This window comes from Amycolatopsis sp. NBC_00355 (assembly GCF_036104975.1).
Taxonomy (GTDB): domain Bacteria; phylum Actinomycetota; class Actinomycetes; order Mycobacteriales; family Pseudonocardiaceae; genus Amycolatopsis.
The window spans coordinates 2,436,323-2,449,143 of sequence record NZ_CP107982.1 but is presented as its reverse complement, the minus strand read 5'-3'; the positions used below and the strand labels follow the sequence as shown (position 1 = coordinate 2,449,143).

At 72.4% G+C, this 12,821-nt stretch carries 13 protein-coding genes; 8 read left to right on the top strand and 5 right to left on the bottom strand.

Annotated features, from left to right (window positions below; genetic code table 11):
* Positions 1-20: 20 nt before the first annotated feature.
* Complete coding sequence (locus OHS18_RS09940) at positions 21-1,574, top strand: carboxylesterase/lipase family protein (RefSeq protein ID WP_328616751.1); 1,554 nt, start codon at positions 21-23, stop codon at positions 1,572-1,574.
* Positions 1,575-1,611: 37 nt separating this feature from the next.
* Here the strand turns inward: OHS18_RS09940 and OHS18_RS09935 are convergent, their stop codons facing one another.
* The 3 genes from OHS18_RS09935 to OHS18_RS09925 all read right to left on the bottom strand — a co-directional run bounded on the left by OHS18_RS09935 (position 1,612) and on the right by OHS18_RS09925 (position 4,518).
* Positions 1,612-2,952, bottom strand: coding sequence for an NtaA/DmoA family FMN-dependent monooxygenase (locus OHS18_RS09935; RefSeq protein ID WP_328616750.1), 1,341 nt, complete (start codon positions 2,950-2,952; stop codon positions 1,612-1,614).
* Positions 2,953-2,963: 11 nt separating this feature from the next.
* Positions 2,964-4,169: an LLM class flavin-dependent oxidoreductase gene (locus tag OHS18_RS09930; protein WP_328616749.1), complete on the bottom strand. Its 1,206-nt coding sequence runs from the start codon at positions 4,167-4,169 to the stop codon at positions 2,964-2,966.
* Between the two features lie 172 nt (positions 4,170-4,341).
* Complete coding sequence (locus OHS18_RS09925) at positions 4,342-4,518, bottom strand: CsbD family protein (protein ID WP_328453738.1); 177 nt, start codon at positions 4,516-4,518, stop codon at positions 4,342-4,344.
* A gap of 441 nt (positions 4,519-4,959) precedes the next feature.
* On the opposite strand from OHS18_RS09925, the gene OHS18_RS09920 reads away from it, so the two are divergent.
* From OHS18_RS09920 to OHS18_RS09905, 4 genes are read left to right on the top strand one after another with little or no spacing between them, the layout of a single operon-like run.
* Positions 4,960-5,460: a YbaB/EbfC family nucleoid-associated protein gene (locus tag OHS18_RS09920; RefSeq protein ID WP_328453740.1), complete on the top strand. Its 501-nt coding sequence runs from the start codon at positions 4,960-4,962 to the stop codon at positions 5,458-5,460.
* Between the two features lie 23 nt (positions 5,461-5,483).
* Positions 5,484-5,819, top strand: coding sequence for a hypothetical protein (locus OHS18_RS09915; protein WP_328453742.1), 336 nt, complete (start codon positions 5,484-5,486; stop codon positions 5,817-5,819).
* On the top strand, positions 5,816-6,940 hold the full coding sequence (locus OHS18_RS09910; protein WP_328616748.1) for a hypothetical protein: 1,125 nt from the start codon (positions 5,816-5,818) through the stop codon (positions 6,938-6,940). The genes OHS18_RS09915 and OHS18_RS09910 overlap by 4 nt, the downstream gene beginning before the upstream one ends.
* Positions 6,871-7,584 carry a hypothetical protein gene (locus OHS18_RS09905; protein WP_442875356.1) on the top strand — a complete coding sequence of 238 codons (714 nt, stop codon included), beginning with the start codon at positions 6,871-6,873 and terminating at the stop codon, positions 7,582-7,584. The genes OHS18_RS09910 and OHS18_RS09905 overlap by 70 nt, the downstream gene beginning before the upstream one ends.
* Positions 7,585-8,308: 724 nt before the next feature.
* Here OHS18_RS09905 and OHS18_RS09900 read toward each other — a convergent pair.
* Positions 8,309-8,614: a hypothetical protein gene (locus OHS18_RS09900; RefSeq protein WP_328453748.1), complete on the bottom strand. Its 306-nt coding sequence runs from the start codon at positions 8,612-8,614 to the stop codon at positions 8,309-8,311.
* A gap of 293 nt (positions 8,615-8,907) precedes the next feature.
* On the opposite strand from OHS18_RS09900, the gene OHS18_RS09895 reads away from it, so the two are divergent.
* The 3 genes from OHS18_RS09895 (at position 8,908) to OHS18_RS09885 (ending at position 12,351) form a co-directional block, all read left to right on the top strand.
* Positions 8,908-9,507, top strand: a complete 600-nt coding sequence (locus OHS18_RS09895) for a TetR/AcrR family transcriptional regulator (protein WP_328616747.1) — start codon at positions 8,908-8,910, stop codon at positions 9,505-9,507.
* Positions 9,504-11,069: a carboxylesterase/lipase family protein gene (locus tag OHS18_RS09890; RefSeq protein WP_328616746.1), complete on the top strand. Its 1,566-nt coding sequence runs from the start codon at positions 9,504-9,506 to the stop codon at positions 11,067-11,069. Before OHS18_RS09895 ends, OHS18_RS09890 begins: the two co-directional genes overlap by 4 nt.
* A gap of 112 nt (positions 11,070-11,181) precedes the next feature.
* Entirely contained in the window at positions 11,182-12,351 is a 1,170-nt protein-coding gene (locus OHS18_RS09885) for an LLM class flavin-dependent oxidoreductase (RefSeq protein WP_328616745.1), read from the top strand.
* Between the two features lie 3 nt (positions 12,352-12,354).
* Here OHS18_RS09885 and OHS18_RS09880 read toward each other — a convergent pair whose 3' ends face one another.
* Positions 12,355-12,798: an SRPBCC family protein gene (locus OHS18_RS09880; RefSeq protein ID WP_328616744.1), complete on the bottom strand. Its 444-nt coding sequence runs from the start codon at positions 12,796-12,798 to the stop codon at positions 12,355-12,357.
* Positions 12,799-12,821 lie beyond the last annotated feature (23 nt).

Genomic DNA, 12,821 nt, shown 5'->3' with positions numbered 1-12,821 from the left:
ACGAGCAGGTGGAGGTCGACATGGGCAGGCGCATCGCGGCACTGGTGATCGCGGCGGCGGTACTACTGGGCACCGGGGGCGTCGCCACCGCCCAGGGCCAGGACGCCGGGGTGGTGCGGACCGACGCCGGTCCGGTCCGCGGCACTGTCACCACGGACAGCAAGACGTTCCAGGGGGTGCCCTACGCGGCGCCGCCCGTCGGCGAACTGCGGTGGAGAGCGCCTCAGCCGCCTCGACATTGGACCGTGCCGAGAGACGCCACCGCGCCGGCGTCGCGCTGCGCCCAGCCGCAGAACATCGGGCCGGCCAGTGAGTTCGAGGACTGCCTCTACCTGAACGTCACGGCCCCGCGCACCGGCGGGCTCAAACCGGTCATGGTGTGGCTGCACGGCGGTGGCAACGCCTTCGGCGCGGGCAGCGACTACGACGCGCGGCGCCTGGCCGTGGGCGGTGACGTCGTGGTGGTCACGGTGAACTACCGCCTCGGCGTGTTCGGCTTCCTCGGCCTGCCCCGCCTCGACGGCGCCGGCACGTTCGGGATGCAGGACCAGCAGGCGGCGCTGCGCTGGGTGCAGCGCAACGCGGCGGCGTTCGGCGGGAACCCGGCCAACGTCACGCTCTTCGGCCAGTCGGCCGGTTCGTACGACATCTGCGCGCAGCTCACCTCGCCGGCCGCCCGCGGGCTGTTCCAGCGGGCGATCATGGAGAGCGGGTCGTGCTCGATGACCTGGCCGCGCAACGGCGTCAACCCCGGCATCCCGGCCGGCTCGCCGTGGCAGGCACAGTCCTCAGTGGACGCCCAGGGCGCCACGCTCGCGGCGTCGCTCGGCTGCCCGGCCCGACCGTCGCAAGTGGACTGTCTGCGCCGGGTTCCGGTGCCGCAGCTGCTGTCCGCGTCGCAGAGCGCCGCGCTGCCCGCGGTGGCGTACGGCAACCGGGTGCTGCCGTCGCGTCCCGACCGGGCGCTGGCCGAAGGCCGTTACGCGAAGATCCCGGTGATCTCCGGGACCAACCTCGACGAACAGCGCCTCGCGACGGCCTTCCTGCCCCAGGCCTTCACCGAGGAGGGCTACCAGCAGCTGCTCGCCGACGCGTTCGGCACGAAGGCCCCTGCGGTCGCGGCGAAGTACCCGTCGAGCGAGTACGCGTCCCCGGCCGTCGCCTGGGCCACGGTGGCGACCGACCGCGTCTGGTCCTGCACCCAGGTGACCGATCAGCGCACGCTCGCCCGCTCCGCGCCGGCGTACGCCTACGAGTTCGCCGACCGGACCGCGCCCGCGCAGTTCCCGTTCCCCGAAGGCCTGCCGTCCGGTGCCTACCACGGCGCCGAGATGGAGTACCTGTTCGACCTCAACGGCGTGCCCACGCCCCTGAACGCCGAGCAGCAGGCCCTGGCCGACCGGATGATCCGCTACTGGACGACGTTCGCCCGCACCGGCAACCCCAACGCGCCGGGCACGCCGACGTGGCCGCGCTTCGGCGGCGGCACGACGACGCTGTCGCTCGTCCCGGGTGCGCCGCGCACCGTGGACCTGGCCGCGGAGCACAACTGCGCCTTCTGGGCGGGTCTCTGATCCCGGACGGGGCGGGGTTCGAGTGAACCCCGCCCGTTCAGGCGTCCAGTCCGAGGTGCTCCCGCAGCGTCGATCCGGTGTATTCGGTGCGGAACGAGCCGCGTTCCTGCAGCAGCGGGACCACCTTGTCGGCGAACTCGTCGAGGCCGCCGGGCGTGACGTGCGGGACGAGGATGAAGCCGTCGCTCGCGTCGGCCTGGACCAGATCGTCGATCGTGGCGGCGACGGTCGCGGGGGAGCCGATGAACGTCTGGCGCCCGGTGACCTCGATGATCAGCTCGCGGATGGACAGGTTCTTCGCTTCCGCCAGCTGACGCCATTCCCTGGACATCGCCAGCGGATCGCGGTACATCCGGACGCTGGCCCGGCCGCGGGCGATCGTGTGCTCCCCGAGCACCGGGTCGATGTCGGGCAGCGGGCCGTCCGGGTCGTAACCGGACAGGTCGGCGTTCCACAGCTGCTCGAGGAACTTGATCGCCGTCTGCCCGCTCACCTGCTGCAGCCGGACGACGTGGGCGCGCTCGTGGGCGTCGGCGTCGGTGTCGCCGAGCACGAACGTCGCCGCCGGGAGGATCACCAGCTGCTCCGACGTCCGGCCGTACTTCGCCAGCCGGCCCTTGACGTCGGTGTAGAACGCCTGCCCGGCCTCGAGGGTGCCGTAGCGGCTGAAGATCGCGTCGGCGGTGGCCGCGGCGAACTCGCGGCCCTCATCGGAGTCGCCGGCCTGGATGATCACCGGGCGGCCCTGGGGGCTGCGCGGCACCGGGAACCGGCCCTCGATGTCGAAGTGCTCGTCGTGGTGGGCGAAGGCGCCCGCGTTCGCGTCCCGGAGGAAGACGCCGGTGCCGGCGTCGGCGGCGATCTCGTCGCCGCGCCAGGAGTCGAACAGCTCCCAGGCGGTGCGCAGGAACGTCTCGGCGCGGGAGTAGCGCTGGTCCTGCGGCAGGAAGCCGGCGCGCCGGAAGTTCTCGCCCGTGAAGGCGTCCCACGACGTGACGACGTTCCAGGCCGCGCGCCCGGCGGAGAGGTGGTCGAGCGAGGCGAACTGACGGGCCACCTCGAACGGCTCGTTGAACGTCGAGTTGATGGTGCCGGCCAGGCCGAGCCGCTCGGTGACCGCGGCCAGCGCCGACAGCACGGTGAAGGTGTCGGGGCGGCCGACGACGTCGAGGTCGTAGATCTCGCCGTTCTGCTCGCGCAGCCGGAGGCCTTCGGCGAGGAAGAAGAAGTCGAACTTGGCGCGCTCGGCCGTCTGCGCGAGCTTGACGAACGAGCTGAACTCGATGTGGCTGCCGGCTTCGGGGTCGCTCCACACGGTCGTGTTGTTCACGCCGGGGAAGTGCGCCGCGAGGTGGATCTGCTTGCGGGGCTGGGTCATCGCGGGCCTCCTCAGGCGGTCGCGTAGCGGTTGGCGGGCTTCGCGAGGCCGAGCAGCCCGCGCAAGGTGGCCGCCTCGTACTCGGTGCGGAACGCGCCGCGGGCCCGCAGCTCGGGGACCAGGCCGCGGGTGATCGCGGTCAGGTCGTGCGGCACCGCGCCCGGCCGCAGCCGGAACCCGGAGAGCCCGGCGGCCTGCCAGTCCAGCAGCAGATCGGCGAGGCCGGCGGGGGTGCCGGTGAAGACGTGGGCGTCCGAGGTGTACTTCGCGCCGGACAAGTCGTCGAGCCGGGCCTTGCGGTCGGCCGCGGCCTGCTCGGTCTCGTCGAGGAAGACGACGACGTCGCCGAACACGTGCAGCGTCTCGGCGGCGCGCCCGGCCCGGTCCTGTTCGTCGCGGACGGCGATGACGATCTCGCCGGCCTGCGTGCGGTCGAAGGGCGTCACGTAGACGACGTCGGCCGAGCGGGCGGCGAGGCGGTAGGGGACCGCCGCGTGCGCCAGCGCGGTGACCGGCGGCTGGCCCTGCGGCGGGCGCGGGGTGATCGACGGGCCCTTGACCTTGAACCAGCGGCCTTCGAAGTCGATGTAGTGCAGCTTCTCGCGGTCGACGAACCGGCCGGTCGCGACGTCGCGGATCTCGGCGTCGTCCTCCCAGCTGTCCCAGAGCCGGCGCAGCACCTCGACGTAGTCCGCGGCCTCGTCGAACAGCTCCGACAGCGGGCTCGGCACGTCCGGGGTGGCGGAGTCCTCGAGCCGGAACTCGCCGAATTCACGGCGGCCGAAGTGGCGGTTGTCCGCGGGCCGCCCGGCGACCTGGACGCGAACGCCGGCGCGGCCGGTGCTGACGTAGTCGAGCGTCGCGATCGCCTTCGACAGGTGGAACGGCTCGGTGTGGGTGACGATCGCGGTCGGCACGAGCCCGATGTGCGAGGTCAGCGGCGCGACACGGGCGGCGATGAGCACCGCGTCGAGGCGACCTTGGACGACGTCGGTGCGCTCGCCCGGCCGGTCGAGGTACTGCTCGGTCTGCAGGGCCAGCGAGTCCTCGAGGGTGACGAAGTCCAGCTTCGCGGCCTCGGCCTCGCGGACCAGATCGGCCCAGTACCCCGCGGTGAGCAGCTCACCCGGCCGCGCCCCCGGCTCACGCCACGCGGCGGGGTGCCACCCGGCACCGTCCAGCGCGACGGCGATCCGTGGTCCGTTCCCTGCTGCCATCCCGGCTTTCCTTCCCTCGGCCCGTACCGACAGTGTGCGCCGGTTCCCGGCCGGCGGGCAGGAGTGGCCAGGGGGTGGGATCGCGGGAACTTTCCGGACGGGCCGGGAATAACCACGGCGCGCACGAAACGGCCGCCGCACTCCGGAGTGCGGCGGCCGTCTTGCGAGGAAATCAGTCCTTGTGACCCGTCACGGCGTCCTTGACCTTGTCGGCGGCCTGCTTGAGGGCACCCTTGCCCTGCTCGGCCTTGCCTTCGGCCTGCCACTGCTCGTTCCCGGTGGCGTCGCCGACCGTTTCCTTGGCCCGGCCCTTGAGCTCTTCGGCCTTGTGTTCCGCCTTGTCGTTCATCGTCCACCTTTCCTGGGGTGCTCTACGGCTACCCGGTGCCGCGGCGGCTACACATCGCGGCGGAAATCAGGGGCGTGGCGGCCTCATCGCCGCGGCGGAGTTCCACGGAGGTCCGGCCGTGGCCGTCCGGCCGGCGTCCGGTCTGCGGGTAGCCGGGCGCGTGCCGCCAGAACGTGGCGTACCTCGGGTCCACAGAGGAATGGCGGACCGCGGGCGTGTTCCGCAGCGCCGTGGAAACTTCCCGCATGACCAGGTCCTGGACCCTCTCCGGGCCCCCGGCGCGTCCATCGCCGGACGGGGGGAGCGCGGGTCCCGTGCCGGAGCCGCGTGCGTGTCACGGCCACCGGATACCCGGGGGCGATCTTCCGAAAACGGACCGAAGCGTCGCCCGAGTCTGACATCATTCGGACGGATGTCACCAGACCGCGCAAGGGAGACACGATGTCCGCGCACATGGACGAGCTGATCGCCCAGTTCCAGAACTTCCAGGCGAAGGTTCGCCAGGCCGAAACCCGCTTCGCCGGGGTCGGCGACATGCAGGAGCGGATCGCCCAGCTCGAGACGACCGTGACCTCGCCGGACGGCAACGTCACTGTCGTGGCCGGGGCCGGCGGGACCGTCACCGACCTGCGGCTCGCCGCCGGCGCGACGCACCTCGAAGCGGGCCGCCTGGCCACGATCATCATGACCACCCTGCGCCAGGCCGTGGCCGGGGCGGTCCAGCAGCAGGCCGGGATCGTGGACGACGCCTTCGGCGACACGCTGGGCGTCAACACGCAGGAGCAGGTGCGCGAGGCCCAGGCCGAAGCGTTCGGAACCGTGGCGGAACCGCCTGCGTCGGAGCCGCAAGCGCCCCCGGCACCGCAGGCCGCACCGCGACGCCGGCCCGCCCCGCGGGACGACGACTACTTCGAAGAGAACACGATCCTCCGCCGCGACTGACCCCGACCGAGAGAGCTCCCGCGATGCCAGAAGGAATACAGACGAACATCGGCGCGATCTCCGCGTACGCCAAGCAGCTGCCGTTCTACGAGCAGGAAGCGGACAAGTTCGGCGCCAAGATCGACGCCGCCGACGTGACCGACGAGGCGTGGGGGCTCATCGGCCTGTTCGCGAAGCAGGGCTACACCGACCGCCTCGGCGAACTGCGCTCGCTGCTGACCGACCTGAAGGACGGCGTGGACGGGTTCACCACCAAGCTGACCAAGGCCGCGGAGATGTACCAGGGCATGGAAGACGCCGGTGTGGTCACCTTCGGCCGGTACGAGGCGGAGATCGACGCGGTCGGGGAGGGCAAGTGAGCGAGCACAAGAGCATCGCCGACGCGCTGGACGTCCAGCCGTACGACGAGAGCACGGGCGCGAACCTCGACCGCGCGGCGGGGTACGTGCCGGTGGCGGGCACGGCGTACAAGGCCGGCAAGTCGATCGGCGAGCACGCCCAGCAGGCGGCCCAGGCGGGCAACTTCGGCGAGCTGGCCTCGGCGGGTGGCGCGCTGGTCGGCGACGGCGCGAAGTTCGTCGGCGCCGCGGCCGGCGACATGGTCACCTTCGCCATGGACCCGATCGGCTGGCTCGTCAGCCACGGCCTGAACATGCTGCTCGAGCTGGTCCAGCCGCTGCAGGACGCGCTGCACCAGGTCACCGGCGACGGCCCGGCGATCGGGCACGCGTCGGAGAACTTCGTGACGATCGCCCAGGGCTTCGTCGCGCTCGCCGAGGACTTCGAGAAGACCGGCGACACCGCGCTGGCCGAGTGGGTGGACGACGCCGGCAACGCCGCGAAGGCCGCGCTCGGCGACTTCTCCTCCGGCATCCGCGGCGTCGGCTCGGCCGCCGGTTCGGTGGCCGAAGTGCTGCAGATGTGGTCGATGGTGATGGTGGTCATCGAAGAGGTGATCAAGGGGATCATCACCGAGCTGGTGTCCTGGCTGATCACGCTCTGGCTGCCCGCGCTGGCGGCGTCGGTGATCAGCTTCGGCAGCTCGGTCGCCGCCGCGATGACCGCGTCGATCGCCAAGGCCGCCAGCGTGCTGAAGAAGGTCACCGGCTACCTGGGCAAGTTCGGGAAGCTCCTCGACACCTTCATCGAGTTCATGGCGAAGTACTCGACGAAGCTCGTGGAGTTCACCACCAAGCTGCGGGTCGGCGTGATGCCCGGCCAGACGAAGTTCGGGTTCGGCGCGGCCGCCCAGGGCTTCCAGCCGAGCAACCGGGTGCTCACGACGATGTTCGGCACCTCGGCCGGGGCCGGGCCGCTGCTCGCCGGCGCGGGCGTCAAGGCGGGCATCGGCGCGGCGAAGGGCGCCTTCGCCGAAGGCAAGGAAGCTGTCACGCCCGAGGGGGACGAACCGTGGTTCGACAAGAGCGAGATCGGCGGGGACCGGAGTCCGGAGGACACCCGGAAGGACCTCGACATCTGACCGACCGCGCGGCCGGGCTCCAGGACCGCGCCGAACGCTGGGCGGCCGACGCCCAGGTCCGTCCCGGGTTCCGCGAGCGGGTCGAAGGATTCCTCCGGGACCAGTGGCACGAGCCGGTGATCGTGCTGCGCCTGGGCGACACCGACCTGGGCTTCGACGTCCCCGGCCGGCGCCACGACGGGACGGTCGCGGGAAAGCGGCTGGTCCGCAGGTTCTTCTGGAACATCGCCCGCGGCATCGGCGGCGCGGTGATGTACGTGTTCTTCCTGGCCAACGGCGGAGGCGAGGCGGGCCGCCCGTTCCAGCGGGAGATCCGCGTCGCCGGCCCGGCGGACGCGCAGGCCCTGGACCTGGTCGACCGGCTCCGGGCGGTGCGCGGGCCGTGGCTGGCGTTCTCGCCGACGGCGGTCGCGCTGGTGGACACGGGATCGACGTACGTGGACCCCGCCGACGCGCCGGCGCCGCGGATCCTGTGGCAGGCAAGGGTTCCGCAGGCCCCGGAGGTCGGCTTCCGCAAGCGGACGCTCACCTGGCCGGACGGGTCGACCTTCCGGTTCCCGCTGCACGGCCGGACCGAGGACCAGCACTTGCGGAAGTTCGTGGAGCCGCCGGACGTCGTGCACTGGAACGGCCGCCCGGAGTAGGGAACCGCTGAGGCACGGTCGATGCGGCTTCCGGTGTGGCCAACGTGACCGCAGGGTCGACGGGTCCTGACCGCGGGGTCGACGGGTCCTGCTGCAGCCGGCCCGGTCGGGAGCAGCCGACACGGCGCTCGGTACGGCCAACACGGTGCCCGGCGCGGCTAACGCGGTGCCTGGCGCGGCTAACGCGGTGCCTGGCGGGGCCAACACGGTGCCTGGCGCGGCCAACACGGTGCTCGGGTGGCCAAGACAGCGCCCGGTGCGGCCGCCACAGTGTCCAGAGTCGCCACCACGGCGCCCAGGCCGACCGATGCGGCGCCCGGAATGGCCAACACCAGGCCCGGACCGGCCAACACAGTGCCCGGAGCGGTCAAACGTGGCGTGCGGAGTGGCTACGCCGCACTCTGGCCAGCCAACACGGCGCCCAGCGCGGTCAACACGGTGTCGGAGCGGCCAGCAGAGTGCTCGGTGCGGAACACGGTGCCGGAGGGGTCAGCCAGTGCCGGCGTTCGGGCCCATCAACGCGGTGCCGGTGCGGTCAACCAGTGCCAGTGTTCGGTCAGCCAACGCGGTGCCGGTGCGGCTAACGGTGCCGGAGCGGTCAACCAGTGCCAGCGCTCGGGCCAGCCAATGAGGTGCCGGGGTTGGCCAACGCGGTGCCCGGGGTGGCCAACACAGCGTCCGGCGCGGCCCACTCGGCTGCCGAGCGGGGGGAGTGCCGGTGTAATTACTGCTGTGCGGTGGCGGGATCGCCGAAACGTACGCCGCCGCGGCGGTGGCGGGGGCCCAGCTCCTCCGCGAGGATCGCGTCCAGGTCGCTCGCGGCCCGGCGCAGCGGCCGCCGGACCGTCCACAGGACGGCCAGGGTCGCGAACACCAGGATCACCACCGTGACCCCGAGGGCCGTGTCGGCCAGCAGCAGGATCGTCGCCGCCAGCACGAGGACCGGGGACAGCCCGATGGCCGGGCGGCGTGCGTGGCGCGGGCGGTGCGTCCAGGCCCGCAGGCCCGCCTGCCGGTGGTGCGTGGTCATCCGTCCTCCACCCCCTCTGCGCCTCCGACGAGTCGCTACGCTGCGTTCTCGCCATTAGCTCCAAAGTGTCGCAGACGACGGCGTTCGGATGATCAGTCCGGGGCGTGGTGTACCCGAAAGACTGTCCCCCATCGCCCAGTAGGCCGTACAGGATCGGGCCAGATGCGCAATGAGGTGAGGAGCGTGTCGGGATATTTCACCGTATCGGGTGATGGTCTACGGATTCCGCGGTCAAACACCGTCACTCTGAACAGGACTGTTTAAAAGTCACGTCGACCGGCTACCAGTCCGAGGTGGCCCCCGAACGGAGCAGCGAGTCGGCCGTCCACGCCGCGCGCCGGGCGCAGCTGGTGGACGCGGCGATCGACGTGCTCGCCCGCGACGGGTACGCGGCCGCGTCCACCGTGCGGATCGCGCGGGCGGCCGGGGTCAGCCGCGGGGTGCTCACCTACCACTTCCGGGACCGGGCGGACCTGATCGCCGCGGTCGTCCAATCCGTGTACGCGCTCGCCGGGGCGGAGCTGGGGCCGCGGGTGGTCCGGGCCGGGTCGCCGCGGGCGAGCCTGCTCGCGTTCATCGGCGGCAGCGTCGGGTTCTACGCCGCCCACCCCCGGCACCTGGCCGCGCTGAGCGCCGTCTTCACCGCCCAGGAGCGGGACGGCACCCGGCACCACCGGACCGAGATGGACGACGTCGGCGCGTTGCTGCGCGCCGGGGTCGAGGCCGGCGAGTTCCGGGCCTTCGACGTCGAAATCATGGCCGGCACGATCCGTGCCGCGCTCGACGCCGCCCTGGTCCGGGTCACCGCCGACCGCACGCCCGCCGCCGCGGCGCGGGTGCGCGACGAACTGGTCCGCACGTTCGACCTGGCGACCCGAAAGGAAAACCCATGAGCGTCCTCGCCCGGACCGCCGGCGCGCTGGCCGTGGCATCGGCCCTCACCGCGGCCGCGTGTTCGAGCCCGCGACCCGAAGAGCCGCAGCTGACCGTCGGCACCACCGGCGGTCAGGTGCACGGCCTGGCCACCGCGTCGGCGCGGGAGTTCCTCGGCCTCCGCTACGCGCTCGCGCCGACGGGGGAGCGGCGCTGGACCGCGCCCCAGCCGGCCCCGGCCCGGGAGGGCGTCGCCGACGCGACCCACCCCGGCGCCCGGTGCTCCCAGGGGACGCAGGCCGCCGGCACCTCCGAAGACTGCCTGTTCCTCAACGTGACGACCCCGCGCGACCAGGCGCCCGGCGAGCGGCTGCCGGTCATGGTGTGGTGGCACGGCGGCGGGTACACCAGCGGCTCCGGCGCGGACTACGACGCTCAGCGGCTGGCCTCCCGCGGGCACGTCGTCGTGGTCACGGTCAACTACCGCCTCGGCGTCTTCGGCTACCTCGGGCTGCCCGGCCTGGCCGGCTCGGGCAACTTCGGCTTCGCCGACCAGCTCGCCGCCACCCACTGGGCGAAGGACAACGCCGCGGCGTTCGGCGGTGATCCGGGCAACCTCACCGTCTTCGGCGAGTCCGCGGGCGGGATGTCGGCGTGCGCGCTGCTGACGTCGCCGCAGGCCGCCGGGCTCGTCCAGCGCGTCGCGATCTCCTCCGGCTCCTGCTTCCTGAACTGGCCGGCGGGCGGGCTGTTCCCCGGCACGCCGGCGCAGACGCCCTACACCTCACTGGCCACCGACCAGGCCGACGGCGTCGCGACCGCGAACCAGCTGGGCTGCACCGGATCCGGTGCGCTGCGGTGCCTCCGGGACCTGCCCGCCGCCCAGTTGCTGCCGGTGAGCACGGCGTTCTCCGACCACCTGGCCTACGGCACCGACCTGCTGCCGGAGAACCCGCCGGACGCGGTCCGCGCCGGCCGGATCGCCCGGATCCCGGTCCTCTCCGGCGGTAACCACGACGAAGCCCGTTCGTTCGCGGGCGGCGCCGCGATGGCCGACCCGGCCGCGATCACCGAGGCGACCTACCCCGGCCTCCTGCGGACGGCCTTCGGCGACCCGAAGGCCTCGGACGTCCTGCGGCAGTACCCGCTCCAGCGCTATCCGACGGCCGTCGAGGCCTGGTCGAGCGTCGTCACCGACTCGGCGTGGAGCTGTCCCACCCTGGCGGGCGACCAGGCTCTCGCGCGCGCGACGAAGGTGTTCCCCTACGAGTTCGCCGAGCCCCACGCACCCAACGTCAGCCAGGTGACCGTGCCCGGGATGGCCCAGGGTGCCGCGCACGCCACCGACACGCCGTACTTGTTCGACCTCGGCGGCAAGAACCTCCTGGCCGATCCCGCGCAGGCCCGCCTGGGGGAGCGGATGATCGATCTCTGGAGCGGCTTCGCCCGTACGGGAGCACCCGCGGGCGCCGTCCCCGGTACCGCCACCTCGACGACCGTCCTGAGCCTGACGGCCGGCGGCGCCACACCCGTCGACAGCGGATCCGACCACCGCTGCGGGTTCTGGCCGCCGAACCCGTAGCCCGCCGGACGTATTGCGCCGAACGTGCGACCTGCGTAACGGCCCGGTCGCTCTGCGGGACTGACTTCTCAGTGCAACGGGGAGCAGACCCGAGAGCCGACGGAGGCCGTGGATGCAGATCGACCTGTTCAACGAGATCCAGAACCCCCGGCCGTGGCCGGAAGGCCACGAGCAGCTCAGGTTCACCCAGGCGATCGAGCAGGCCGTCCTGGCGGACGAGCTGGGGTACGGGTGCTGGTGGCAGGTCGAGCACCACGGCGCGGGCGAGTTCAGCCTGTCGTCGGCGCCGGAGCTGATGCTGGCGGCGCTTTCCCAGCGCACGAGCCGGATCCGGCTGGGGCACTCCGCGGTGCTCGCGCCGGGCCGGTTCAACCACCCGATCCGCGTCGCCGAGCGCGCCGCGACACTCGATCACCTCAGCGGCGGCCGGGTGGAGCTCGGCCTGACCCGCTCGACCATCCCGGAGTGGCGCCTGTTCGGCATCGAACCGGACGACGCCCGCGCCCAGACGCAGGAAGCGTTCGAGATGGTGCCGCGGATGTGGACCTCCGAGCGGTTTTCCTACGAGAGCGACGCCTACCGCGTCGACGACGTCGCGATCGCGCCGAAACCGTTGCAGCGGCCGCATCCGCCGCTGTGGCAGGCGGCGGCGAGCGCGTCCTCGTTCGAGGAGGCCGGCCGCCGCGGCGTCGGCGTGCTGGGCACGACCATGTGGGAGTCGCTCGAGCGCGCCGGCCGGCTGATCGGCCTGTACCGGGCGGCGGCCGCGCAGTGCACGGACCCGGTCGGCGCGTTCGTCAACAACCAGGTCGGGTTCTTCACGTTCGTGCACTGCGCGGACACCGACGAGGAGGCGATGCGCAACGGCGCCGCCGCGGCCGCGGCCTGGTACACCGTGACGGCGTTGACGTTCTTCGAAGCGGCGAATGAGTTCGTCCGGCTGAACGCCCGCCAGCAGGAGATCGCGGCGGCGCCGGACGGCGGTGGCCTCACGGGTGAGTTCCTGCGTGGCGAGGCGCAGAACGGCCCGACGGACGCGAACCTCCTGATCGCCCGGATCCTGCAAGGGGAATCGGTGCCGGACGACGAGATCTTCGCGGTGCTCAGCGCGCAGGACTCACTGATCGTCGGCAGCCCGGACACCTGCCGCAAGAAACTGCGGGCCTACGCCGACCTGGGCATCGACCGGCTGATGTGCCTGCAGCAGATCGGCGGCATCCCGCACGACAAGGTGCTGAAGAGCATCCGGCTGATCGGCGAGCTGATCCCGGACCTGGCCTGAGGTTCAGGCGGCGGCGCCGAGGTCGTCGAGCACCGGCGGCAGGCCCTCGGCCAGCATCCGGCGGCGGACCCGCTGCAGCAGACGGGACATGACCAGCCCGCCCACGCCGCGGAAGCCGGTGTGCGAATAGGTGAAGCGGGTGCCGCCGGCGGTGTCCTCGAGGCGGTAGGTGACGAAGCTCGGCTCGTCGGTTTCCTTGTTGCGCCAGGAGAAGCGCAGCAAGGTGGGCGCGTCGGCGGCGAGGACCTCGCAGCGGACGACGCCGTCCCAGCCGGGCACGGGCTTGCCGACGAACCGGAACCGCGTGCCGACCTCCGGCGCGAAGTCCTCGGGGCGCCCGCCTCGTCCGGTGGACGTCCACCGCGGCACCAGGGCCGGGTCGGTCAGCGCCTGCCACACCCGGTCGCGGGGGTGGGGGTACTCGGTGACGATCTCGAACTCGCTCACGGGCGGGGTCCTCTCGTTGTTTA

Bases quoted from the DNA above. Each gene is read 5' to 3' on its own strand.
- OHS18_RS09940 (WP_328616751.1), top strand. From the start codon at position 21: ATGGGCAGGCGCATCGCGGCACTGGTGATCGCGGCGGCGGTACTACTG.
- OHS18_RS09935 (WP_328616750.1), bottom strand. From the start codon at position 2,952: ATGACCCAGCCCCGCAAGCAGATCCACCTCGCGGCGCACTTCCCCGGC.
- OHS18_RS09930 (WP_328616749.1), bottom strand. From the start codon at position 4,169: ATGGCAGCAGGGAACGGACCACGGATCGCCGTCGCGCTGGACGGTGCC.
- OHS18_RS09925 (WP_328453738.1), bottom strand. From the start codon at position 4,518: ATGAACGACAAGGCGGAACACAAGGCCGAAGAGCTCAAGGGCCGGGCC.
- OHS18_RS09920 (WP_328453740.1), top strand. From the start codon at position 4,960: ATGTCCGCGCACATGGACGAGCTGATCGCCCAGTTCCAGAACTTCCAG.
- OHS18_RS09915 (WP_328453742.1), top strand. From the start codon at position 5,484: ATGCCAGAAGGAATACAGACGAACATCGGCGCGATCTCCGCGTACGCC.
- OHS18_RS09900 (WP_328453748.1), bottom strand. From the start codon at position 8,614: ATGACCACGCACCACCGGCAGGCGGGCCTGCGGGCCTGGACGCACCGC.
- OHS18_RS09890 (WP_328616746.1), top strand. From the start codon at position 9,504: ATGAGCGTCCTCGCCCGGACCGCCGGCGCGCTGGCCGTGGCATCGGCC.
- OHS18_RS09885 (WP_328616745.1), top strand. From the start codon at position 11,182: ATGCAGATCGACCTGTTCAACGAGATCCAGAACCCCCGGCCGTGGCCG.